This is a genomic window from Flagellimonas crocea (genome assembly GCF_033441595.1).
In the GTDB taxonomy this organism is placed as follows: Bacteria; Bacteroidota; Bacteroidia; order Flavobacteriales; family Flavobacteriaceae; genus Flagellimonas; species Flagellimonas crocea.
Genome location: NZ_JAUZVX010000003.1, coordinates 429,255 through 453,276 on the forward strand (window position 1 = coordinate 429,255; position 24,022 = coordinate 453,276).

Here is a 24,022-nt window from a genome sequence, read left to right on the forward strand (position 1 = left end):
CCTGCCTTCCTGCCTGCCGCAGGAATGAAATTAAGCAAACCACTGCGCCCAAGGAATACGGCTCAAGATCAACAGCAATCCAAGTCCATAGAAAATGGAAATGGTCTTGAACTTTTTACTACTTTCCATAAACTTTTTATGGCGGGACCAACCTATGGTTATCAAAACCAAAGCTATAATATTAATGAATGGATGCTCTACGGCCAATAAGCGCGCAGGAGCATTGAGTCCACCCATACCCAAAGTTTGAACGGCTTTAAATCCGTTAGCTGATATAAAATACAGAATAAGCCCCACCAATAGTTGTATGTGGCTGAGTATAAGTGCGAACAAGCTTATACGAAGGTCTTTTTGAAGTGTGAAGTCTTTTTTGCCCAACCAACCAGCAATGGCATTGATTACGGCTATTACCAATACGGCCAGCACTACGTAGGCCAAATAAGAGTGTAGGTTCTTGATGATTTCCATTAGGTATAGTTTGTGTGTCTAAAAATACGGAATTTTGGGCATAAAAAAAGCCCCTCGCCAGAGCGAAGGGCTTTTAATTTTATTAAAAATTTACTCTAGAAGTTATATCTAATACTAAAGTTCCAAGTTCTTCCAAATCCAAAAAACACTCTATTAAACCTGTTTATTCCGTTCCAGTTATCAGCAGGATCAGTATTTGGCGAAGAGTTGGTTTCTGCTTCTGAAATGTAAAGTTCATCAAAAACGTTGTTCACGTTTAACCTTAGATTAAGAGACTTTGTTTTCTCCGCACCCAACAACATTTTATATGAAACCCCTGCATCAAAAAGATCGTAAGCTGGTAGTTTTAGCAAAAAGTCACTATCTGCAACACCGTTATTATCTTCATCTACAAAATCTTCAGGGCCAAAATCTGCATATAGATTGTCCGCATGGAACCAACTTACGTCGAATGACAATCTCTCCACTGGTTCAATATCAACACCAAGCAATGAGGTAAATTGCGCGGCGTCCCCTACTTTTACGCCATCCAAAATAAGGTTGGCTTCACCTACAGGATTGTTTCCATTGTCAAAAACAGTACCTGATGGGTTTCCAGAGTATTCCCAGTTACCTACTGAAAGCATTCCATTCACGCTGATCATGGAAGTTGGTTTTGCTACGAAATCCACTTCAAGACCTGTATGAACCTGTTCAACACCATTATAGTTTACAGATCCTTGGAAAACTACATTGCCCGATCCATCCAATCTGCTGTAGCTATCTGAAACAAACCTGTCTTTCCACGAAGTTCTATACAAGTTGACGTTAGCATTGAAAAAAGAAGTCCTGAAACCATAACCAAGTTCCAAACCAAGAATTTTTTCGTTCGTAAGTTCTGGATTAATGTCGTTTACAAAGTTTAAGAAAACCGCGTCGAAGAGAGGCTGCTTAACATAATAACCTGCATTGGCGAAAACATTGTGTTTTTCGTCCAAGTTGTAGTTAAGGCCGCCCTTTATGTTTCCTCCAACCTTATTTACCCATTCTGTGGTTTGCTCAGGATCTGAATCCAAGTAGTTGAATGGGTCTTCTCTCTTAAATCCTTGATTGGATATGGAACCTTGAACAAAGGCAGAAACATTGTCCTTTTTATATTCCAATTGTCCGAAGGCGCCTGCCCATCTTACAAAACCAAGGTTGTAGTAATCTATTTTTTTCTCATCATCAATATTCTTGAATACATTCAAGGTATTGCTGATTGTAGGTGCATATGTCTCTTGTATGAAATTGAAAGTATTATTGATGTCGTCATTGTCAACGTAATAATCTGCCCCTAAAAGATCGACCAATCTTCTGTAATGATATCCTTTATAAGTTCTCAGATCAACCCCTAAATCCCAGCTCCAATTTTCATTTATTTCATTGTTAAAGTTGATGATTGTTCCGAACCAGTTGTGTGAGTTAACGGAAGATCTTTGTGAAATACCGTTTTCAGGGCCTCTCACAAAATCACTGTCACTAACAAATCCAAAAGAATTGTTGTTTCCGTTCACGAACAAACCTTGATTGGCCAATTCCCCTCCAAAAGTGTACGTTTCTCTAGGGTCTCCAAAGTCAGGCACATCGGCACCACGGTTCCATGCCACAATATCATCGACCCTGATCAACCCATCCGCAGTTTTAAAAGTTGATGAAAAAGATTGGTTCCCGTTAATTCTACCTATTGAACCTATAGATCCGCCACGTCCGAACGAAGCATACACTACAGTTGAAAGTGACGATTTATCCGAAATGTTCCAATCCCAGTTAATAGACGCTATAGGTTTATGGTAAAAGTTTCCTCCAAAAGTAAATTCCTTACCATTTCTGTAACCCCAATCACTGTTATAACGAATGTCTGGATCGGTACCATTACCAAATCTGATATAATCGTTCAAAGTTGGTGCAAAACTTCTTTGATTGTGCTGTTGTGGAGCACCTGTTACAGTAAACTGAAAGCTGTGCTTGTCATTTGGATTGTATCCAAGTGCAAAAAAGTAATTATATCCTTCAAAACTGGTTCCATCAGCATAACCGTCGCCAGCAGTCCTGCTCAACAACAGGGAAGCAGATAAACCATTTTCCATGATTCCTGTGTTGTATGAGGCCAATGTCTTAAGGTAGTTGTTGTTTCCAACTGATGTTGAAACAGCTCCACCTTCTTTTTTGTCCGCAGCTTTCGTCACGACATTAATGGTTCCTCCAACGGATGAAATTGCCAATTTGGATGATCCTAAACCTCTTTGAACCTGCATGGCAGAAGTTACATCAGAAAGTCCGGCCCAGTTACTCCAATATACTTGTCCGTTTTCCATATCGTTAACAGGCATACCATTGATCATTACCGCAGAATTGTTCGTGTCAAATCCACGTATATTGATTCTTGCATCACCAAAACCACCACCTTGTTTTGTAACGTAAATAGAAGGAGTGGATCTTAATATTTCTGGAAATTCTTGAGAACCAAGCTTTTCTTGGATTTCTGCGGCCCTGATTGTGGAAACAGCAACAGGCGTTTCCCTATCCTTAGCAATATCCATTACGCCGGTAACAACAACTTCTCCAAGTTGCTCAGCATCGGGCATCAATACAATTGTTCCAACATTACCTGTTGAAGTAAAAGCGACTTCTTTTCTAAGAAATCCGATGTAAGATACCACCAATGTGCCAGAGCCTTGGCTGACTTCCAAAGTGAAGTTTCCGTCAAAATCCGTAGATGTACCGTTGCTGGTTCCTTTAACCATCACGGTTGCACCTGGTAGCGGTCCGCCCATTTCACCGTCGGTGACCGTACCAGTAAGAGTTCCTTGTGCAAATGCCATCGCGGAAACAAAAACAGCCGCAATAGCCAAGTAGATTCTTTTCATTTAATTCAGTGTTTAAGTGTTTAATTAGCCCTGCAAAAGTGATTCATTTTTGACACTCTGCGATTAAGCCAAAGTTAAAATCATGCAAATATAGTTAACACTAAATTAACAAATCAAGTTATCTGAAAAACAATTGTTTAGCCTTTTTAAAGGAATTTAGGAAGATGGTAATTTACTCCTTAAAAAAATGCAAAAGGTTCAATGTGGAACTGTCGTGTTTGCCAATTTCTGAATTCTCGATATCCGATAAGGTATTTTTGGCCAATTGTTTTCCCAATTCAACCCCCCATTGATCATAACTGAAGATGTTCCAGACCACTCCTTGAACAAATATCTTGTGCTCATACAATGCAATCAGTGCACCCAGTGATTTCGGGGTCAATTTTTCAATCAAAATACTGTTTGTAGGCTTGTTTCCCTCAAATATTTTAAAGGGAAGCAGTGTTTGGATTTCATCACCGGACAATCCTTGGGATTTCAACTCTTGTTCGACCTCTTCTGCGGTTTTTCCGTTCATCAAAGCCTCGGTCTGGGCAAAGTAGTTAGCCATCAATTTATTATGATGGTCTACATCACCATGCAAGGATTTCTTGAATCCGATAAAATCGGTTGGAATCAATTTGGTGCCTTGGTGTATCAATTGAAAAAAGGCATGCTGCGAATTGGTTCCCGGTTCGCCCCAAATGATGGTTCCTGTCTCGTAACCAACCCTGTTTCCTGCCCTATCCATACTTTTACCATTACTTTCCATAATACCTTGCTGCAAGTATGCCGAAAAACGGTGCAAGTATTGAGTGTATGGAATAATGGCCTCTGTTTCGGCCTTATAAAAGTTGTTGTACCAAACGCTGATAAGTCCCAACAATACCGGGATGTTTTCCTTGAATGGAGTTTCCTTAAAATGAACGTCCATCTCATGCGCACCATCCAAAAGGGCCTCGAAATTTTTGTAGCCTACGGAAAGTGCAATGGATAATCCTACGGCGCTCCAAAGGGAAAATCGCCCGCCGACCCAATCCCACATGGGGAAAACATTATCGTCGGCTATCCCAAATTCCTTGATTTTTTCCAAATTGGTGGATACCGCAACAAAATGATCGGCCACATCTTTTTCGGATGCGCTTTTAAGGAACCATTTTTTAATGGTCAGTGCGTTGCTCAAGGTTTCCTGTGTGGTAAACGATTTGGAAACGATCACGAACAATGCGGTCTCCGGATTGAGTTCTTTCAATACTTCATGAACCAGGTCACCATCCACATTGCTTACAAAATGGGTTTTTAGATCATTTTGATAGAATTTCAACGCTTCGACAACCATTACAGGTCCCAAATCCGATCCCCCGATTCCAATATTTACGATATCTGTGAATGGTTTTCCGGTATGTCCTTTTCTTTCTCCGGAAATCACAGCTTCCGAAAAGGTTTTTATCTTTTGCTTTACCTCAAATACCTCATCCACGATATTTGCTCCATCTACAAAAACTTTGTCTCCTTTTCGGGCACGCAGAGCGGTGTGCAGAACGGCCCGCCCTTCGGTCTGGTTTATAATTTCCCCTTCGTAATAACTTTTAATGGACGCTTCGAGCCCTACTTCATCGGCCAGTTCCAATAATAGCTTCAAAGTTTCGTCCGTCACCCTATTTTTTGAATAGTCGACCAAAAAATCGTTCCAATGTATGGACAAATTTTTTCCCCTATTGTCTTCTTTTGAAAAGAGCTCCCTTAAGTGAAGGTCCTTGGTTTCTTGGTAATGTTCTTGAAGTTTTTTCCAGGCTTCAGTAGTAGTAGGGTTGATTATGGGTAATGCCATTATTGGGTGTATGAGATTAGGGTTTCTTCGGGTTCTGTTGGAGTCGGGTAAATAAATTCGATACAATCCAATTGATCTCGTAACGGTTGAATGTGCTTCAAGTAATCCGAACGCAAGGAATCTGCTATGGGTTCTGCAGCAGGAAGTTCTTCCTGAAATGGGTCCACCTGTCTGCCATTCTTCCAAAAACGGTAACAAACGTGTGGTCCCCCCGTATTTCCAGTCATACCGATCCAACCGATTACATCGCCTTGGCGTACAAAGTCGCCCCGCCTTACGTTTTGGGCCTTCATGTGCAGGTATTGGGTACTGTAGGTGCCATTATGCTTTATTTTGACGTATTTACCGTTCCCGCCCCTTCGGGTCGATTCGGTTACGGTACCGTCGGCGGTAGCTACAATCGGCGTTCCGATTGGTGCGGCAAAATCAGTTCCTTTATGGGGCCTTACCTTATATCCGTAGTACGCAATCCTTCGCTTCAGGTTGTAGCGAGAGGACAATCGATATTTGAATTTAATCGGTGCACGTAAAAAGGTACTTCTCAAGTTATTGGCATCTTGGTCAAAATATTCCAAGATGTTATTGGTTGCATCGGATATATAAGGAAAAGCATAAATGGTTTTTCCTTTATGCTCAAAATAAGCTGCCTTTATGGAACCGATACCTGCGTATATACTATCGTTGATATATCGTTCATCAAAAATCACCTTGAATTTGTCCCCTTTGTCCAAGCGTCCAAAATCGATGGTCCATGCATATATGTCCGAAAGTAGAAAAGTTAGGTTGTAATCCACTCCCAAAGTATCTATGGACATGGACAAGCTATGGTCGATAACACCGCCTATCTCTCGTTCCACCAATTTCACCTTTTTCTTGCTCTTGTAAGCTCTGGTAGAGTCACGAAGGTCTATTACGGTATAATTTATCTTGTCATTTTGGTAGATGAAAACTTCCGCTACTTCGGAAGTGTCCCTGGACTTTAAAATAAGATATGGTTTGCCTACCTGAATCCTTCGGACATCAAAGGTATCGCGGTAATTTTCGGAAATAGCCGCAATTTTGGGGTAATCCACTTTGTTCCTGAGCATGAGCTCGCCGAAGCTATCCCCGTTCCTTACGGTATCATGCACCACTTTGTAGTCGTCAAGATTAAAACCATAATGCAGTACCGGAGGTTTCACGATAGTTTCAACGGTTGCCACCTCCTCTAATGGTTGTTTAGTCTCTTTGCACGACACCAGCACCACCAGTGTCAAAATTGCCCCAATAATTTTCCGCATTTCTCCTCTATTCCTTGTATTCTTTTTTTGTTGGATTAAATATATGGTCTACCCATTGTTTTCCCCATGCATCCAACTCTTCTTTGGTATGCAAAGTTGGGAAAAAAATTATTTTCTGAAAACTCGGTGGCAAATAGTCCTTCCAATTGGTACCTCCCGTGGCTTCCACATCTTTGCCTTCCCTTGCCAAATATCTATGTGCAGAACCCATATGCATCAACGGCCAATTTACGTTGGCATTCAGGTCCATTTCCTTTAACGCTGAAATCAACTCTTCATTGCCTTGGGAAGCATTGGGCAATTGAAGATATTTGTGATATATGGTACTGTCCTTTACTTGATTGGCAATCCTTAGGAGCCTAGGGGTATATCTGACCTCAAATTGTTTCAGTGTCAAGGTCTTTTCCCCTGTGGCCAGGTCGGTAGCACCTTTTTTCCAGTAGACATGCTCAAACAATTCTTCTATACTGTTTTCTGATGAAAATTTATCCCTTTCGGATGGGTGCACCATATTTTCCAGTGGGGTGGCGTAGAACTCTATCATCCGATATTGTGCGGATTGAAATCCACTCGCCGGAAGCAATGCCATCCGGTACCGGAGGAACTGCTCGCGCTCCATTCCCTTTATCATGATGCCAAATGAGGAAATGAGGGCTTGGAAATAATTGTTGATGCGCCTCACTTTTTCAATAAAAAACTGAACGTCCTGAGACTTGTCCGAAACAATTTGCTTTTGTTCGTGAAGGATGAGTTTAAAGTACAATTCGGTGATCTGGTGGTACATGATGAAGATTTCTTCATCCGGGAAATGGGTCCTTGGCACCTGCAGGCTCAAAAGGGTATCCAAGTGGATATAATCCCAGTAAGTGAGATACCTTTCGTAAAGAAGCCCGTCCAAGTAAGAGCTTAGATCTTGACCTGAGTTTTTGTACTTTTCCTCTAGCTTATTGATTTGGGAAGCGATTTTTGCATCCTTATCCATTAACGCACAACTAATCCATTATTATTTTAAACTGATTCATTAGGCCATTATACCCGTCAAGGTCCGCTTTTAAGGATCCTACAGCGAGGTCTGCCTTTATTCGTATGGGTATTTTGTTCCAATCATTGGATACCCAAAGGGTTAGACTCTCTTTTTCCTTAAAAACACGGCCGGACTGTACCAAAGGTCTAAATTTAAGACATTCCACCTTTCCAAACTTAGTCCGTAGGATTTCTTTTCCCAAATATTTCAGTTGAAACTTAAAAACACCATCGTCGTCAAACAGCATGTCCAGATCAATGGAATCCCCAACTTCGAATTCCTCCAAATTATAATTGCTCCTTAAATAATAGGATGCGGATATCAAATCCTGTATTCCATGATGTATAGGAAAATCTTGTTTTGTGCCGTTCTTGTTGTCTATTAAAACGGCTTTGTCCTTTTTATAATCAAACTCGATTTCTATGTCCTTGGTGTAACCGCCCTCGTCAATTTTTCGGATGAATTTGTACGGCCTGCCGTTTTCACGGCCAAAATAGCTTTCGTAGGTATCATCGACCTTAAAAAATATGCTTGCAAATCCCGTGGTCTTTCCTTCTCCGACCACATGGTAAACAGGTACGTTACCTATATTATCGGAGGTCAAGTGCATGGTAGCGTAGCTTGCGTTCAAAATACCATAGTGGATCCTAAACTTTAGCCATTCCCCAGGCTTAAAGGCCGGACGTTGGTTTTGCCCCATCACCGGCATTGCCAATAGAAGCAATAAAAGTGGTGCTATAATTTTTTTCATATGCAATTTCATGGTATAAAATTAGTAAAATCACTTTAGGGGCTACGCTGCTCACATATACTTAAACAAAACTTATTCCAAAATAGTATAAACAAAAAAAAGCCCAGTCTCAAGACTGGGCTTTTCCTAAATAACCAACCAAACTTTAAATTATGAAAAACCAATACTTAAAGTTATAAGGGAACCACCCCTTATGTGCTCCAAAGATACGGTAAGGTTTTGTAGGAAAAACTCTTTTTAACGGACTTTAACTAAACCCCTACTATATTGATGGGTTTTACCGTTTTTTTTGACAAATTATTAAGAGAATCAGCGCTATCGTTAACATGATTCCATTAGAACCAATACCCTACGCTAAAGAAAAAATTGCCGTCACTGATCTCCGGAGACCAAGAATAATAAATTTGGATAGGGCCCATAAATGATTCAAATCCATAGCCAATTCCATAACCGGAAAAACTTGGCTCCTTGAACCAATCCCCCGTTCTAAACAGATCGTCATCCACGTTGGCATAATTGGCCGAAAGAAGCAAATGGTGCTTTGGGGCTACGTTATAGTCCATTCTGGCATACCCCTTTACATAACTATTGCCCGGTAAGCTTAGAAAATCATATCCGAAGAAGGGCACAAAATTGTTTACAAAATCGTTTCCGAATCCACCCAGAATAAAATCAAAGGATGTGACCGGTGACGTGCCCAATTTGACTCCTCCTTCTGCTTCCATCTGCATGCTAATATTGTGAAGCAGGGAAAAGGCCCCTCCCAATTTTGCCTTACCCACGCCAAACTCGGAAAAGTTTTTATTATAGTCGGATGAGAACGCGTAAAAATGAAAATCACCATCAAAAATAAGTCCTCTTGTAGGAAAATACTTATCATCGTACGTATCCAACTTTATCTGGGAAAATGCACTAAAATAATTGGAGTTTTCAAAAGTGGTCCTCTGGTTGGTGGCAGCGGCATTCACTTCTGCATCCGGATCTATCTGATTAAGCGTTCGGGTACTATAGTTCAGGAATTTATGTTCTGCGCCAATAGTAAATGCAAACTCCTCCTGAAGCACGGTCTGCAAATACACCTGATTGGTCCAATCCGTAACATCTATATTGACCCTTTGGATATTGGGGTCGTTCGGAACATTAAAATTTCCCTGAATTAGGGAATAATCCGTCTCCGCATCAAAATCGGTGAGTTTGGAATTCACCCCAAAGCTCCAATAGTATCCCTTGTCCAAATAATATTGCATATTGTAACGCAAATGGTCTCCCAGAATAAAATCGAAGGAAGCCACATCATCCTTCATTAAAAAATTCTTTCTGGTGAGGTTTATCAGGGCGGCACTTTTATAAAGATCGTCGTAATGGGCGGACATTTTTATGTACATTTTGATAGGATTCTCCTTGAGCTTCAAAATCAAATCCGTGCCCAATCCATTGGAAACCAAATCGTACCTAATTGCCTTAAAGTTGCCCGTGGCCGAAAGATTGCTCATTCCCTGCCTTAAATCCTCGAACGAAATTTCTTCCGCCAGATTGAACCTTAGCTTTCCTTTGATATAGCCCCTAGTGTATTGATCGTTTCCCCTAATGATCAATCTGTTTACCGTAAGGCTATCCATCACCTTGATGTATTTTCGTGGCTTCGCCGACTTGTTCTGTAACTGTGATATTTTCTCCAATTCCTCCATCTTGGATCGGGCGGCCACCTCGCCGCTCTTAACGATCTGGTTCCCTTTCTCAAAAGCGATAACGGAAAACTCATCGATATCCGGTCTGATATAAATATCGGTCTGCGTGGATTTTTTGCGCATATCGTTCACCGTTCTATAATTGTTGATCTGCAGCAAAATTTCCGTAGCGGAAGAAAGGGATTCCCTCGTGGCCAAGTCATGCTGCACATCCACCCCGATCACGATATCCGCGCCCATTTTCCTGACCTGGTCAATAGGATAATTGTTCACCACACCGCCATCGATCAAAATATCACCATCAATTTCGGAAGGTTCAAAAAGAGAGGGGAAGGTCCCGCTGGCCACAATGGCCTCGGGAAGGTATCCTTTATCCAGCAATACCTCTTCTCCAGTTTCCACATTGGTGGCCATACATAAAAAAGGTATGGGCAGTTTTCTAAAATCCTGCACGTCCTTTACATGAAAAAGTAATTGCACCAATAGGTTATAAATATTTTGTCCGCCAGAAATTGCCTGCGGAAAGGAAACTTTAAAATTTTCAAACGGCAGGGATAGGGCATAGCGCTCAGAATCCTCCTTCTCGTAGAACGTTTTGGCGCTTCGCGGCACATTATCCTGGATCAGCTCGGTAAAGTCGGTGCTCCTGAATATGGAGTCCAATTGTTGAGCAGAATATCCCGAGGCATAGAGCGCCCCTACAATGGCCCCCATGCTTGTTCCGCCGATATAATCCACTCGAATACCCGATTCCTCAATGACCTTAAGGGCCCCAATATGTGCCAACCCTTTGGCTCCGCCACCACTTAGTACGAGACCAACTTTTGGCGGACTATCCTCCGCGGAAGTTTGAGAAATGCCCACTGTGGTAAGTAAAGCAAATAGAATGGTTATGATCGTTGCCTTGTTTCGCATTGCTTACTTATGAAAGGTTTTATAGATTTTCTTTGCTTTTGACGCTCCAACGGAGGCTGTCAAATTTTCAAGCGAGGCTTCCTTGATTCGCTTGACCGATTTAAAGCTTTTTAATAGCTGTTGGGCAGTTTTCTCCCCAATTCCTTCAATGTTCACCAATTCCGAACCAATCGCTCCTTTGCTCCTTTTGTTCCTATGGTGCGTAATACCAAAACGGTGGGCCTCATTTCTCAGTTGCTGGATTATTTTTAAGGTTTCCGACCTTTTATCCAGATAAAGTGGCACGGGATCTTCTGGAAAATAAATTTCCTCCAACCGCTTGGCTATGCCAATAATGGCGATTTTTCCCCTCAATCCCAAAACTTCCAAACTTTTCAATGCTGAGGACAATTGCCCTTTTCCTCCATCTATCACAATAAGTTGGGGCAATGACTCCTCTTCGTTGAGCAATCGCTTGTACCTGCGGAACACTACCTCTTCCATACTGGCAAAATCGTCCGGGCCTTCTACCGTTTTAATGTTGAAATGGCGGTAATCCTTTTTGGAGGGCTTCCCATCCTTAAAAACCACGCAGGCCGCTACTGGGTTGCTCCCCTGAATATTGGAGTTGTCAAAACATTCAATATGGCGAGGCTCCTCGGAAAGGCGCAGATCGGATTTCATTTGGGCCATGATCCTTTTGGTATGTCTATCCGGGTCCGTTATCTTGATTTGCTTCAGTTTGTCCTGTCGGTAAAATTTGGCGTTCCGTTCCGATAGGTCCAAGATCCTTCGTTTATCTCCCAGTTTGGGCAAGGTCACTTTTAAATTGCCATCTACCGTTACGGGGAACGGAAGATATACCTCTTTGGAAGTTGAATTGAACCGTTGCCTAATTTCTGTAATCGCCAGTTGCAAAAGTTCCTCGTCGCTTTCCTCCAGCTTCTTTTTGATTTCCAAGGTATGGGACCTGATGATGGCTCCGTGCGAAAGTTGTAAAAAGTTGACATACGCATGGGTTTCGTCCGAAATTATGGTAAACACATCAACATTGTTGATTTTCGGGTTCACCACGGTGGATTTTGCCTGATAATTCTCCAAAACATCAATTTTATCCTTGACGCGCTGTGCTTTTTCAAACTCCATTTCTTCGGCAAAGTCTTTCATCTGCTGCTTAAAAGTCTGTATGGAGTTTTTGAAATTCCCTTTTATGATCTGGCGGATATCTTCAATCTGACCATGATATTCCTTTTCGGTCTGCAGGCCTTCGCATGGACCCAAACAGTTGCCCAAATGGTAGTCGAGACATACTTTGTACTTCCCACCGTCTATTTTCTCTTCGGAAAGATCGTAGTTGCATGTACGCAAAGGATAAAGGCTCTTGACCAGATCCAGCAAGGTCCTCACAGTTTTCATGCTGGTATAGGGGCCATAATATTCCGAGCCATCCTTGATCAATTTTCGTGTGGAAAATACCCTCGGAAAACGTTCATTTTTAATACAGATCCAAGGATATGATTTGTCGTCCTTGAGCAGAACATTGTATCTGGGCAACAACTTTTTTATCAAATTGTTCTCCAACAGAAGTGCATCCGACTCCGTGGGTACCACAATGTGCTTAATGGATCGGATCTTTTTTACCAGAACACGGGTTTTTCCGTATTCCTGTTTTTTGTTGAAATACGAAGCGACCCTTTTTTTAAGGTTTTTGGCTTTGCCCACATAAAGGATCTTGCCATCAGCATCATAAAATTGGTACACGCCCGGATTGTTTGGGAGTGCGCTCAATTGTACTTTTAGGGATACTGGTTCGGACATATGGGCTCTAAACGATCTACCTTTTCTTCACTTACAACAAATTTATACTTTAATTATGGTGTTTCTTGTTAAACTTGATCAATTCCTGTTCTGCATTGATGTATGGCCGTGTTGATCCCATAAATGGTCAAAAGCAGCCGATGCGCTCTGTTGCGAAATAACCTGGTTAAACCTAGAATTATGGTTTTTCCGCAAAAAAACTATGGAAAAGCTGCAGTTTCGTTGTTTTAATTGGGTCTAAATTGTTAAACAGTTGCTAAAAAACATGTATTTCATCGATAAAAAATGCATTTCATGGTAATTTTTTAAAATGTTTTATTTACATTTAACCATATAATAACAGTCCTATGGAAAACTATGTCATCGTTTTGGGAATGTACTTGATTTTGATGCTTTTCTTCAAAATCTTTTTTTCCGTTGCTACCAAGGGAGAATAACAATTCGGTACCCCAAAACCAATCCTAAAATCCTTCAACATATATATGTTGAAACGTGAACTAAGAAAAAAATATACAAATCTGAGAGCTGATATCAGTATCACCAAAGCTTCAGATTTGAGCTTGATTTTAGCAAACCGTTTACTTCTAATCCCAATCTGGGATTTTTTTTATTACCATATATTTTTAAGTATCGAGGATAAAAACGAGGTCGATACCCTTCCCATGATCACACTATTGCAGGGCAAGGATAAAAACGTGGTCGTCCCAAAAGTCGTGGGCAAAAATACCATGCAAAACTATTTGCTTACCGACAATACTTCTTTTAAAAAAAGTGCTTGGGGGGTTCCGGAACCAGTGGATGGCATAGAAATTCCAGAAAGTAAAATCGATGTTGTTTTTGTTCCCCTTTTAGCTTTTGACGCTTTGGGCAACCGTGTGGGATACGGAAAAGGATTTTACGATGTTTTTTTGGACAAATGCCGTAAGGAAACCATAAAAGTGGGGCTATCATTTTTTGAAGCTGAAAAACAACCGATCAGTGATGTCCATGAAAATGACATACGATTGGATTACTGCGTCACACCGGAAAAGACCTATGCATTCTGATCGGAAACTTCTTCCTTCTTTTCCGAAGTTTTTGGAAACGCCTTTTTATTGAACACGATCAAAATACCTACCCCTGTACTGATCGCGGTATCTGCAATGTTGAAAACGGGCTCAAAAAACCGAAAACGCTTTCCGCCAACTGATGGGACCCACTCTGGCCAAGTAGTGTCGACCAAAGGAAAATAGAGCATATCCACCACTTTGCCGTGGAACAGACTTCCATAAGGTTCGTCGGCGAACCAGGTGGCGACCTGCCCATTGCTGTGATCAAAAATAATCCCGTAGAACACAGAATCTATAATGTTGCCCACAGCTCCCGCAAAAATCAAGGAAACCGCCAAAATCAAAGTTCGTGGTGATTGTTTTCTGATGATGTCCCACAGCCAGTATCCAATACCGAATACGGCGAAAATCCGGAATATGGTCAAAATCAATTTCCCTGCAGGTTCGGAAATAGGCAAAAGATCACTGAGTTTAGTACCCCATGCAGCCCCTTCATTCTCAATAAAAAGTATTTTGAACCAACTAAAAACCTCATGCGACTCACCCAGTATAAAACTGGTTTTGATGTAAATCTTGCTTATTTGATCTACAAGCAAAATCAGGATAATGACAATAAGGGACTTTTTTAAATTCATGCGCTTACTAAAAGGATTGCAAAAATATGGATATTATTTTGTTTTAGTGAGGAAGATATTACCTTCTACCGTCTTCAGAACAAATTGATTGTCCCCAAAAGGTATCGATTCCTTTTCAACTTTTCCGTAGGCACTCTCCGCCTTAATGTTCCCAGATGGCACCGTAACCCAAATATCCCCTTTTTGGGTGGTCACCTCTGTATTACCTGAAACGTCTTCCAAAGTGCAACGTCCATCGGATAATATTACACTGAGGTCCTCAAACTTTCCTGTGGCGTATAAATTGGTATTGGTTCCATAAACGTCCACGGTCTTATATTCCGGAACACTAATTTCCAAGGCAATGGACACCACTTTATGTGCGCTTAGCTTGTCGTTGGGGTTTATAAACAGTGGTTGAAAATCTGCACTGATCCTTGCGGTAGTGCCGTTTTGCTCGATGGAGATCAGCAGGTCCTTGGCATATTCTCCCTCCATACTTGCCGATACTTGGACCTCATTGGTCGATGCGGTCTTTAAATCGATTTTATAGCAATATTGTGCATCTATTTGAATGGCATCGGTGTTGGGTCCGATAAAAGCCTTTCTTACCAACTTTTGTCCGTGGACTGGCACAAGCATACTAAAAACGAACAACGAGAGCAGTGTTCTCATAAATAAAAAACGCCCGTAGGCGTTTCCTTTATTTCTGCATATTCTTGGCCTCTATGCTCAATGTAGCATGGGGCACAAGTTTTAGGCGTTCTTTGTTGATCAGCTTTCCTGTGACCCTGCAAATGCCATAGGTCTTGTTCTCGATCCTCAACAATGCGTTCTTAAGGTCTCGGATAAACTTCTCCTGACGAATGGCCAATTGGGTATTGGCTTCCTTGCTCATGGTCTCGGAACCTTCCTCGAATGCTTTAAAGGTCGGCGAGGTATCATCGGTGCCGTTATTGCCATCGTTCATATAGGAACTCTTCAAAAGCTCCAAGTGATTCTTGGCTTTTTCCATTTTTTCTTCGATCAGGGCCCTGAACTCTGCCAGATCCGCATCGGAGTATCTTACTTTTGAATCTTCTGCCATTTTTTCAATGTTTTTGAATAAACAATTTTGTGTTCACTTCATCAAAGGCTATTGCAACGCCTTCTTCAAGTTTTTCCTCAAAGTTCAGCTGGGCGGTCAAGGTTTCCGTTTTGATGTATTCCTCATTACTGGAAACCGCATTTTCCACTAGGCCGTCCTTCAATATTTTTATATCAATTTTATCTGTCACTTCAAATCCTGATTCCTTTCTAAGATTCTGGATTCGGTTTACAAGTTCTCTTGCAATACCTTCCTTTTTCAAGGTCTCATCAATGGTTACATCCAATGCCACGGTCAGGGGACCGGCACTTGCTACCAACCATCCTTCGATATCCTGGGAACTTATTTCTACATCGGTTAACTGTAAATTAACGGTTTTATTTTCCAACTGTAGCAATAATTCACCTTCACGCTCCATTTTTTGTATGTCCTCTTGGCCCAATTTGGACACTTCGGCGGCAATCGCCTTCATATCCTTACCAAATTTCGGGCCCAACACCTTGAAATTGGGTTTTATTTGTTTTACCAATACTCCCGAAGCATCGTCCAGCATCTGGATTTCCTTCACGTTCACCTCGGATTTAACCAAATTGGAAACCGCCTCGATATCCTTTCGCTGCTGATCGTCCAAAATTGGAATCATGATTTTCTGGAGCGGTTGGCGAACCTTAATTTTTTCCTTCTGACGGATGGAAAGCACCAAGGAGGAAATTTTCTGTGCCAATTGCATCTTACGCTCCAAATCCTTGTTCACCATGCTGGCATCAAAAACTGGGAAATCCGCCAAGTGTACGCTTTCAAAACCGTCTTTTTGAGTGGTCGCGTCCAAATCCCTGTACAATTGATCCATAAAGAACGGAGCAATGGGTGCGGATAATTTCGCAACGGTCGTCAAGCAGGTATACAGTGTTTGGTAAGCGGAAATCTTATCCGTTTGATAATCCCCTTTCCAGAAACGTCTCCTGCTCAATCGAACATACCAGTTGCTCAAGTTTTCCTGAACATAATCGGAAATCATTCGAGCGGCACGGGTGGCTTCATAATTATCGTAAGCCTCATCCACGTTTTTGATCAACGTGTGAAGTTCCGACAATATCCATTGGTCGATCTCTGGTCTTTCTTCCAAAGGAATATCGGCTTCGGAATAGCCAAACTCATCAATATTGGCATAAAGCGCCATAAAGGAATAGGTGTTGTAGAGTGTTCCGAAGAATTTTCGCTTTACTTCGACAACGCCTTCAATATCAAACTTTAGGTTGTCCCAAGGGTTGGCATTGGAAATCATGTACCATCGTGTGGCATCGGGCCCATGTTCGGGCAGCACCTCGAAGGGGTCTACCGCATTGCCCAATCGTTTGGACATTTTTTTGCCTTCCCTGTCCAGAACAAGTCCGTTGGACACCACATTTTTATACGCAATGCTATCAAAAACCATGGTTCCGATTGCGTGTAGTGTATAGAACCAACCGCGGGTCTGGTCCACACCTTCGGCGATAAAATTGGCAGGGAATGCCACTCCATCGTCTATTAGTTCCTTGTTTTCGAACGGATAATGCCATTGTGCGTAGGGCATGGAACCACTATCGAACCAAACATCGATAAGATCGGCCTCACGTTTCATAGGCTGTCCCGATGGGGAAACCAAAGTGATGCCGTCCACAATATTTTTATGTAGATCGATCTTATCGTAGTTCTCCTCGCTCATATCGCCTACTACAAAATCCTCGAACACGTCCCTGTCCATCACGCCCGCTTCAACGGCTTTGGCCATTTCCGATTTCAACTCATCCACGGAACCGATGATCAATTCCTCCTTGCCGTCTTCTGTTCGCCAGATCGGTAATGGAATGCCCCAATATCTCGAGCGCGATAGGTTCCAATCGTTGGCATTGGCCAACCAGTTGCCAAAACGGCCCTCCCCTGTGGATTTTGGTTTCCAGTTGATGGTCTGGTTCAACTCGAACATACGATCCTTGACATCGGTTACTTTGATGAACCAAGAATTTAATGGATAGTACAAAATGGGTTTATCGGTACGCCAGCAATTAGGGTAGCTGTGGACATATTTTTCGACCTTAAAGGCCTTATTTTCTATTTTCAGTTTGATGGCAATCTCTACATCGACCGACTTTTCAGGTACTTCGCCCTCGTCGTAATATTCGTTCTTTACATATTTGCCGCCAAACTCTTTCAATTCAGGTCTAAACCTCCCTTGAAGGTCCACCAACGGAACTGGGTTGTCATTTTCATCCAAAACCAACATGGGCGGAACCTCTGGAGTGGCCTGTTTGGCTACCAAGGCATCGTCCGCACCAAAGGTGGGCGCGGTATGCACGATTCCTGTACCGTCTTCGGTAGTTACAAAATCCCCGGCAATTATTCTGAAGGCATTCTCTGGGTTTTGATAGGGTTGCACATAATCTATCAATTGCTCGTACTGGATACCTACCAAATCATTCCCCACAAAAGATTCGCCGACCCAATATGGAATCTTTTTATCACTTTCTTGGAATGATTTCAATTCTTCTGCTGTTTCTACCTTGGCAAACTTTCCTGAAAAATTGTAGCCTACCAAATTTTTGGCCAGCACCACGTTAATGGGCTCAAACGTATATTGGTTGTACGATTTCACAAGGACATATTCGATTTTTGGCCCTACCGTCAATGCCGTGTTGGATGGAAGCGTCCAAGGTGTGGTCGTCCATGCCAAAAAATGAATGTCTCCGTCCACCTTCTTCAAAAAATCGGGAAGCGAATCGGCTTTGGCCTTGAACTGTGCGGTTACCGTAGTGTCCGTCACATCTTGATACGTTCCAGGCTGATTCAGCTCGTGGGAGCTTAACCCTGTGCCCGCCTTTGGCGAGTAAGGCTGAATGGTGTATCCTTTATAAATGAGTCCTTTGTCGTAAATCTGTTTGAGGAGCCACCAAACGGATTCCATATACTTGGGCTTATAGGTGATGTACGGGTCGTCCATATCCACCCAGTATCCCACTTTTTCAGTCATCTCGTTCCACACATCCGTGTAGCGCATTACCGCTTTTTTACAGGCTGCGTTGTAATCCTCTACCGATATTTTTTTACCAATATCTTCCTTGGTAATGCCCAATTCCTTTTCCACCCCGATTTCTACGGGCAGTCCGTGGGTATCCCATCCCGCCTTTCTTTTTACTTGAAAGCCTTTCATGGTTTTGTACCGTGGAAAGATATCCTTGATGGTCCGCGCCATTACGTGGTGAATCCCAGGCATCCCGTTTGCAGATGGAGGGCCTTCGTAAAACACGTAGCTCTCCTTGCCTTCCCGTGTGGAAACGCTCTTTTCAAAAATCTGTTTGTCCTTCCAAAAGTCAAGAATGTTCTCAGATACTTTTGGCAAATCCAATCCCTTATATTCCGCAAACTTCATATACTGCTTCTTCTACTAGAATTCAAGTTTGCAAAATTATAAATTTAGATGGAATTATACCCTCCCTTTTGGCATAAGAATCCGCTTAATTCCCTTAACCTAAATATGATATGCCGCAAATACCCAATTCGCCATAATTTACCTATCTTGATGCATCATTAACACTTAACCATTATTCACATGAAAAAAGTACTGCTTGCCGCAATGGTATTGACTTTATCACTATCTGCGCTGACCTCTTGTAGGGACACAAAGGACAAGACCGAGGAGGCAAAAGAAACGCTGAACGAGGCCGGGGAAGATTTGGAAGAAGCGGCCGAAGATGCCGCCGATGCACTGAAAGAGGCCGGCAAAGAAGCCAAGGAAATGGGTAAAAAAGCTTTGGATAGCATCGAAAAAGCCGGAAAAGAAACCATGGATGCTGCAGAAAAGGCCATCGACAGCATGTAAGTTGATGCGAATACCAATAAAATGAGGGTGTCTAAAAAGTAAATCGATGTCATATTGAGCTTGTCGAAATATTTTTAACTTACTGATAATCAATATCAGTTTCGACAGGCTCAACCGGACAAATCAAGTTATGAATACTTTTTAGACACCCTCATTTTTTTAAAAAACATATCCCAACCCTAAAACCAAATTTGTCCCTGGCGCCGCAATTCCGGAACTGTACATCCGATAGCGTTGGTTCGTCATGTTTTCCAAGCTCACGGATGCCTTCAATGCATTTGTAATTTGATATTGGGACCTAAAGTTCAAGGTGTACCATGATGGCGAAAAAGGATTCCCGTTGGCATCACTGGCATACATGTAAGTTTTTCCCTTTTCGGAAAGCGCGAGATCATCATTGCTCACCTCCCCGTTATAATTGACAAAAACATCAGCCTTTAGTTTTTGGTTTTCCCAAATAAGATGAACGTCCCCAAAAGTAGGTGCCGCATGACGCGATGGGCTATCGGTACCGTCATCATCTTCTTCAACACCCTCCGTCAAGGTTAGATTGGAATTTAAGGACAAATGCTCATTAAAATAAGCTTCCAAACCAAATTCAAAACCGTAGACATAGGCCTTGGCCGCGTTTTGGATGGCCTGAACATTACTTAGCTCGCCATTGTATTCAATCTCGGTCTGACCTCCAAAAGAGAAATCTCTTCGTACAAGAGCATCGACCAAATAGATATAATAGGTCGCACCTTTTAAAACCACGACGTCATTAAAGTTTTTTCGGATGCCCAATTCTCCATTGTATGCATACTCCGGCTCCAAATCGGGATTGGGCACCACTACGGAACCAGGTTCTGAATCAAATATCTTTCCGATATCATCAATATTGGGTGCCCTAAAACCTGTAGAACCGTTCAACGTAACTTGCAGATCTGACCGTGGGAACCAACTAAGTCCCAAACTTCCTGTAAGTGCTCCGGTAACGATATCGGCTTCATCAAACGGAAAAGGGTAGTAGGTGGTGTCAAATGTAGCATCTACCCAAACTTGACTGTAACGAATTCCTGATAAGAGCGAAAGATTAGGCTTTAATTGATACTCTCCATTGATATAACCAGCAAGCGTCTGCCAAGTAGAGCCATCAGGATACCTTGATGCGGTCTCCTCAACTTCATCGGTTTCAAAATTGCGCATGTTCCCCATGGAATGCACTTTATTGAACACGTATTCGGCCCCATAATACAGATTGAGTGCCCCTATTTTTTTGTTCTCAAAATCCAAGTTTACTGACAATGCATCCACTTTTTCTTTGGTGGAGTACAATTCTACATCTTGAAAACCTCTATCGTTCCTACTTTCTTCAAAAAATTGATAGGCCGTGGTCAATTTTACGCCATCATAAAATTTGTTCTTTCCTTTTTGGGTGATTTGAACATTTCCCATGAACCATTTCTGGGGACCATAGTACCATTCCGCGGAACGAAGGCCTTCGCCGTCGCTTGTTGGACGAATCAATCTATCATAACGGGGGAAATCCGACGTTTCGGAGTAGTACAGTCCCAAATCGTAGTTCCAAGTATTATTGGGCCGGTAGGTGAACTTTTGAAGGAAATTAACCTGATCGTAACCAGAACCGACCTGCTTTTTGGGGTTATCGTTCTGAACCAGAACATCCGTGCCGTTTTCTCGTACCACATAATTGTTCCTGAGATAGGATTCGGGACCATGTTCGCCCATCTTCAGATCATCAAAATTGTTGTATGTAAAACTGGAATAAGATGCCCATTTTTCCTTTCCAAAGTTGAAATCCACATGGGCGGTGTTTTCGTTGTTGGCCGAAGCATATCGGTAATTAATGTTTCCTGAAAAAGCAAGACTATCCGCAAAGGAAAAGCGTGGTTGCTGGGTATAAAAGTTCATTACGCCACCAATGGCATCACTACCGTAGATCACGGAGCCCGGACCAAAGGTCACCTCGGTCTTTTTTATGGTAAATGGGTCAATGGAGATTACATTTTGAAGGTTTCCTCCCCTGAAAATGGCATTGTTCATCCGTACACCGTCTACGGACAATAAAATCCTATTGGTGGCAAACCCCCTGATCATGGGGCTACCACCACCCAGTTGACTTTTTTGAACAAATATCTTTCCGCTGTTCTGTAGCAGGTCCGCAGAGGTCTGCGGTGCCGTGAAAGCAATGTTTCGGGCATCAAAAGTCTCTATCTTTTGCGGAATATGTTTTTTTTGCTGTTCCCATTTGGACACGGACATGACCACTTCTTGAAGCTCCTCGGTTTTTAGAAGAAGGTATACCCGGTTGCCCCGCCGTTCAATCTGCTCTTTGGTCGTGGTATATGCTTCGTAGCTGATATGTTTAAAGGTAATCTTCTCGTTTGGCGAAAAAATATCGAGCTCACTTTTGCCATTGGAATCCGAAATGGTTGATTTGGATTGGTCCTTGTTGAATATGGCTACGTTGTCCACAGGAATTCCGGTATCGGCATCCAATACGGTGACCTCCTGGCCATATAAAAGCAAACCAAAAAGTAAAAAAAATAAGGTTAAGGTTGGTTTTAGGTGTTGCATTTTAAGTAAATACTGCATTTAATACGGCGAGGGACTTTGGTTCCCTAAATCCATGCACATGTAAACGGAAATATTGAATCACCAATTTTAAGAGTTCTCGCCTGTTCGACTTAGTTAGTTGGATCGTTTGTAGTGCCACAAAATCCATGCCTAAAAATTTCTTAAAACTTTCCAGATTTTCACTCTGAATCAAAGGGTTAAGCGATGGTGTTTTGCTGAAGCTCCCTTCCAAAAGATCAAAAAACGGCGCGTTTTGATATGAAGTATCCGGATAGAACCCTAAATACTTGGTCAAATTCAATAAAAACAAAATGTGAAAATTGGGCGACAACGGATGAATATCCATCCAATGCAGCGAATACTCCAAATAATTATACAGGCTTTCGTCCTGTTCCTGTTCCTGAATGGAATTTCCCAACATTTCGGCCAAAAAAAGAACCACACTATTTTTTACGATATCGGTGTGCATGGTCTGGTACGGAATGGCCACCCTAACATCCCGGATACTTTCCAAAGTTCCTTTGTTTTTGTGGTTTGCCTGAATTTCCAATTGCATCAACGGCAAAAAATATGCGGGTCTGATCTTTGCTTTTTTGGAGGCGAGCACCCCTTTGAGCAAATACGACTTTATACCATCCGATCGGGTAAAGGCCCTTACAATAAGGCTAGTATCCCCATATTTTAGGGAGGAGAGCACAATGGCCTTTGTGGTGATTTGCATGGGCTAATAAAAAAAGCAGTTACCAGAAGTGTAAATGTAACCACTACATCCGGTAACTGCCAATCTAAATTTATGTTCGTGAAGGGACTATATCACCCCCTGGGCCAACATAGCGTCCGCAACTTTTACGAAACCGGCGATATTCGCTCCTTTTACGTAGTTGCAATATCCGTCCTCGTCGCCGTATTGCATACAGGCATCGTGAATGTCGGACATGATTCCTTTCAATCGCTTGTCCACCTCTTCCCTGGTCCAGCTGATACGCAATGAGTTTTGGCTCATCTCCAAACCTGAAGTGGCCACACCTCCTGCATTGGAAGCTTTTCCGGGTGCGAACAAGATCTTGGCATCGTGGAACGCATGTATTGCTTCTGGAGTAGAGGGCATGTTCGCTCCTTCTGCCACCGCGATACATCCATTTTTTATCAACGTCTTCGCATCATCACCGTTCAACTCATTCTGGGTGGCACATGGCAATGCAATATCACAGGCCACTTTCCAAGGTGTTTCCCCTTTGTGGAACTCTGCGGATGGATATTTATCCACATACTCCGAAATTCTTCCTCGTTTATTGTTCTTCAATTCCATGACAAAGGCCAACTTGCCTTCATCAATTCCGTCCTTGTCGTAGATAAATCCTCCAGAGTCCGAAAGTGTCAAAACCTTACCTCCAAGGTGCAACACCTTTTCGGCAGCGTATTGGGCCACGTTACCAGAGCCTGAAATCACTACCTTCTTGTCTTTAAAAGTCTCGTTCTGCGTCTTGAGCATGCTATCGGCAAAATACACCGTACCATAACCCGTAGCTTCCGGACGAATCAAGGAACCTCCCCAAGAAAGTCCTTTTCCTGTCAATACCCCTGTAAACTCGTTTCGGATTTTCTTGTACATACCGAACAGGAACCCAATTTCACGGGCGCCAACGCCGATGTCACCAGCAGGGATATCGGTATTTGGACCGATGTGCCTGCAAAGCTCTGTCATAAAGGCGTGGCAAAAACGCATGATCTCGTCATCGGATTTACCTTTTGGGTCAAAATCGGAACCTCCTTTACCTCCGCCCATGGGCAGGGTGGTCAAACTATTTTTAAATACTTGCTCAAATGCCAAGAACTTCAAAACACTTGCGTTTACCGTTGGGTGAAAACGAAGCCCTCCTTTGTAAGGTCCAATGGCAGAGTTCATTTGCACACGGTATCCACGGTTCACATGGATTTCCCCATCATCATCTATCCAGGCCACACGGAACGAAATCAATCGCTCAGGCTCCACCATTCTTAATAGGATATTTTTACCATGATAGATGTCGTGCTGAACAATATAAGGTATCACTGTTTCAGCAACCTCTTGAACAGCTTGGATAAATTCGGGCTCATGACCATTTCTGGTGATCACCTCATCCATAAATCCTTTTATCTTGTCTTCTATTCTTTCTTCCATATACGGATAAAATTATTTGTCTTTCCGCTTATAAAAAGCGATTTTTTATTGAAT

The 24,022-nt window shown here is 42.3% G+C and carries 17 protein-coding genes; 2 read left to right on the forward strand and 15 right to left on the reverse strand.

The features are described from left to right. Positions 1–30: 30 nt before the first annotated feature. From SD449_RS11350 to uvrC, 8 genes are all read right to left on the reverse strand, one after another. The gene (locus SD449_RS11350) at positions 31–468 is read right to left on the reverse strand and encodes a hypothetical protein (protein ID WP_318310709.1); all 438 of its coding nucleotides are present in this window, start codon (positions 466–468) and stop codon (positions 31–33) included. Positions 469–563: 95 nt separating this feature from the next. Then, positions 564–3,356, reverse strand: coding sequence for a TonB-dependent receptor (locus SD449_RS11355; RefSeq protein ID WP_318310710.1), 2,793 nt, complete (start codon positions 3,354–3,356; stop codon positions 564–566). A gap of 172 nt (positions 3,357–3,528) precedes the next feature. After that, positions 3,529–5,166, reverse strand: coding sequence for a glucose-6-phosphate isomerase (gene pgi / locus SD449_RS11360; protein ID WP_318310712.1), 1,638 nt, complete (start codon positions 5,164–5,166; stop codon positions 3,529–3,531). Beyond that, positions 5,166–6,446 (reverse strand): peptidoglycan DD-metalloendopeptidase family protein, encoded by a 1,281-nt coding sequence (locus SD449_RS11365; protein WP_318310713.1) that lies wholly within the window; start codon positions 6,444–6,446, stop codon positions 5,166–5,168. The genes pgi and SD449_RS11365 overlap by 1 nt, the downstream gene beginning before the upstream one ends. 7 nt (positions 6,447–6,453) lie before the next feature. Further along, a complete protein-coding gene (locus SD449_RS11370; protein ID WP_318310714.1) occupies positions 6,454–7,428 on the reverse strand; it encodes a tryptophan 2,3-dioxygenase family protein in 975 nt (324 codons plus the stop codon). Positions 7,429–7,438: 10 nt separating this feature from the next. Continuing rightward, positions 7,439–8,221: a DUF3108 domain-containing protein gene (locus SD449_RS11375; protein WP_318310716.1), complete on the reverse strand. Its 783-nt coding sequence runs from the start codon at positions 8,219–8,221 to the stop codon at positions 7,439–7,441. A gap of 335 nt (positions 8,222–8,556) precedes the next feature. Further along, the gene (locus tag SD449_RS11380) at positions 8,557–10,824 is read right to left on the reverse strand and encodes a patatin-like phospholipase family protein (RefSeq protein ID WP_318310717.1); all 2,268 of its coding nucleotides are present in this window, start codon (positions 10,822–10,824) and stop codon (positions 8,557–8,559) included. A 3-nt stretch (positions 10,825–10,827) separates the two neighbouring features. Then, positions 10,828–12,621, reverse strand: a complete 1,794-nt coding sequence (uvrC, locus tag SD449_RS11385) for an excinuclease ABC subunit UvrC (RefSeq protein WP_318310719.1) — start codon at positions 12,619–12,621, stop codon at positions 10,828–10,830. Positions 12,622–13,103: 482 nt separating this feature from the next. On the opposite strand from uvrC, the gene SD449_RS11390 reads away from it, so the two are divergent. After that, complete coding sequence (locus SD449_RS11390) at positions 13,104–13,667, forward strand: 5-formyltetrahydrofolate cyclo-ligase (RefSeq protein WP_318310720.1); 564 nt, start codon at positions 13,104–13,106, stop codon at positions 13,665–13,667. Here the strand turns inward: SD449_RS11390 and SD449_RS11395 are convergent. Genes SD449_RS11395 through ileS form a run of 4 tightly spaced genes read right to left on the reverse strand, consistent with a single transcriptional unit; the run spans position 13,655 to position 18,777 of the window. Next, complete coding sequence (locus SD449_RS11395) at positions 13,655–14,305, reverse strand: lipoprotein signal peptidase (RefSeq protein ID WP_318310721.1); 651 nt, start codon at positions 14,303–14,305, stop codon at positions 13,655–13,657. The two genes, SD449_RS11390 and SD449_RS11395, sit on opposite strands and share 13 nt — an antisense overlap. A gap of 33 nt (positions 14,306–14,338) precedes the next feature. Next, positions 14,339–14,959: a DUF4097 family beta strand repeat-containing protein gene (locus SD449_RS11400; RefSeq protein ID WP_318310722.1), complete on the reverse strand. Its 621-nt coding sequence runs from the start codon at positions 14,957–14,959 to the stop codon at positions 14,339–14,341. Positions 14,960–14,987: 28 nt separating this feature from the next. Beyond that, positions 14,988–15,371 carry a TraR/DksA family transcriptional regulator gene (locus SD449_RS11405; RefSeq protein WP_207030815.1) on the reverse strand — a complete coding sequence of 128 codons (384 nt, stop codon included), beginning with the start codon at positions 15,369–15,371 and terminating at the stop codon, positions 14,988–14,990. Positions 15,372–15,375: 4 nt separating this feature from the next. Next, the gene (gene ileS, locus SD449_RS11410) at positions 15,376–18,777 is read right to left on the reverse strand and encodes an isoleucine--tRNA ligase (protein ID WP_318310723.1); all 3,402 of its coding nucleotides are present in this window, start codon (positions 18,775–18,777) and stop codon (positions 15,376–15,378) included. A gap of 180 nt (positions 18,778–18,957) precedes the next feature. Here ileS and SD449_RS11415 point away from each other — a divergent pair, with 180 nt between their 5' ends. Then, positions 18,958–19,227 (forward strand): hypothetical protein, encoded by a 270-nt coding sequence (locus SD449_RS11415; protein ID WP_318310725.1) that lies wholly within the window; start codon positions 18,958–18,960, stop codon positions 19,225–19,227. Between the two features lie 159 nt (positions 19,228–19,386). Here SD449_RS11415 and SD449_RS11420 read toward each other — a convergent pair whose 3' ends face one another. From SD449_RS11420 to gdhA, 3 genes are all read right to left on the reverse strand, one after another. Next, a complete protein-coding gene (locus tag SD449_RS11420) occupies positions 19,387–21,807 on the reverse strand; it encodes a TonB-dependent receptor (protein ID WP_318310726.1) in 2,421 nt (806 codons plus the stop codon). A 1-nt stretch (position 21,808) separates the two neighbouring features. Further along, positions 21,809–22,528 (reverse strand): DNA repair protein RecO, encoded by a 720-nt coding sequence (recO, locus tag SD449_RS11425; protein ID WP_318310728.1) that lies wholly within the window; start codon positions 22,526–22,528, stop codon positions 21,809–21,811. Positions 22,529–22,615: 87 nt separating this feature from the next. Continuing rightward, positions 22,616–23,968 (reverse strand): NADP-specific glutamate dehydrogenase, encoded by a 1,353-nt coding sequence (gene gdhA, locus SD449_RS11430; RefSeq protein WP_318310730.1) that lies wholly within the window; start codon positions 23,966–23,968, stop codon positions 22,616–22,618. Between the last annotated feature and the right edge of the window lie 54 nt (positions 23,969–24,022).

Excerpts from the sequence above, each read along its gene's own strand:
- SD449_RS11350 (WP_318310709.1), bottom strand. The coding sequence starts at position 468 with ATGGAAATCATCAAGAACCTACACTCTTATTTGGCCTACGTAGTGCTG.
- SD449_RS11365 (WP_318310713.1), bottom strand. The coding sequence starts at position 6,446 with ATGCGGAAAATTATTGGGGCAATTTTGACACTGGTGGTGCTGGTGTCG.
- gdhA (WP_318310730.1), bottom strand. The coding sequence starts at position 23,968 with ATGGAAGAAAGAATAGAAGACAAGATAAAAGGATTTATGGATGAGGTG.
- SD449_RS11415 (WP_318310725.1), top strand. The coding sequence starts at position 18,958 with ATGAAAAAAGTACTGCTTGCCGCAATGGTATTGACTTTATCACTATCT.
- ileS (WP_318310723.1), bottom strand. The coding sequence starts at position 18,777 with ATGAAGTTTGCGGAATATAAGGGATTGGATTTGCCAAAAGTATCTGAG.
- SD449_RS11375 (WP_318310716.1), bottom strand. The coding sequence starts at position 8,221 with ATGAAAAAAATTATAGCACCACTTTTATTGCTTCTATTGGCAATGCCG.
- recO (WP_318310728.1), bottom strand. The coding sequence starts at position 22,528 with ATGCAAATCACCACAAAGGCCATTGTGCTCTCCTCCCTAAAATATGGG.
- SD449_RS11405 (WP_207030815.1), bottom strand. The coding sequence starts at position 15,371 with ATGGCAGAAGATTCAAAAGTAAGATACTCCGATGCGGATCTGGCAGAG.
- SD449_RS11395 (WP_318310721.1), bottom strand. The coding sequence starts at position 14,305 with ATGAATTTAAAAAAGTCCCTTATTGTCATTATCCTGATTTTGCTTGTA.
- SD449_RS11380 (WP_318310717.1), bottom strand. The coding sequence starts at position 10,824 with ATGCGAAACAAGGCAACGATCATAACCATTCTATTTGCTTTACTTACC.
- pgi (WP_318310712.1), bottom strand. The coding sequence starts at position 5,166 with ATGGCATTACCCATAATCAACCCTACTACTACTGAAGCCTGGAAAAAA.
- SD449_RS11420 (WP_318310726.1), bottom strand. The coding sequence starts at position 21,807 with ATGCAACACCTAAAACCAACCTTAACCTTATTTTTTTTACTTTTTGGT.
- SD449_RS11390 (WP_318310720.1), top strand. The coding sequence starts at position 13,104 with ATGTTGAAACGTGAACTAAGAAAAAAATATACAAATCTGAGAGCTGAT.
- SD449_RS11400 (WP_318310722.1), bottom strand. The coding sequence starts at position 14,959 with ATGAGAACACTGCTCTCGTTGTTCGTTTTTAGTATGCTTGTGCCAGTC.
- SD449_RS11355 (WP_318310710.1), bottom strand. The coding sequence starts at position 3,356 with ATGAAAAGAATCTACTTGGCTATTGCGGCTGTTTTTGTTTCCGCGATG.
- SD449_RS11370 (WP_318310714.1), bottom strand. The coding sequence starts at position 7,428 with ATGGATAAGGATGCAAAAATCGCTTCCCAAATCAATAAGCTAGAGGAA.
- uvrC (WP_318310719.1), bottom strand. The coding sequence starts at position 12,621 with ATGTCCGAACCAGTATCCCTAAAAGTACAATTGAGCGCACTCCCAAAC.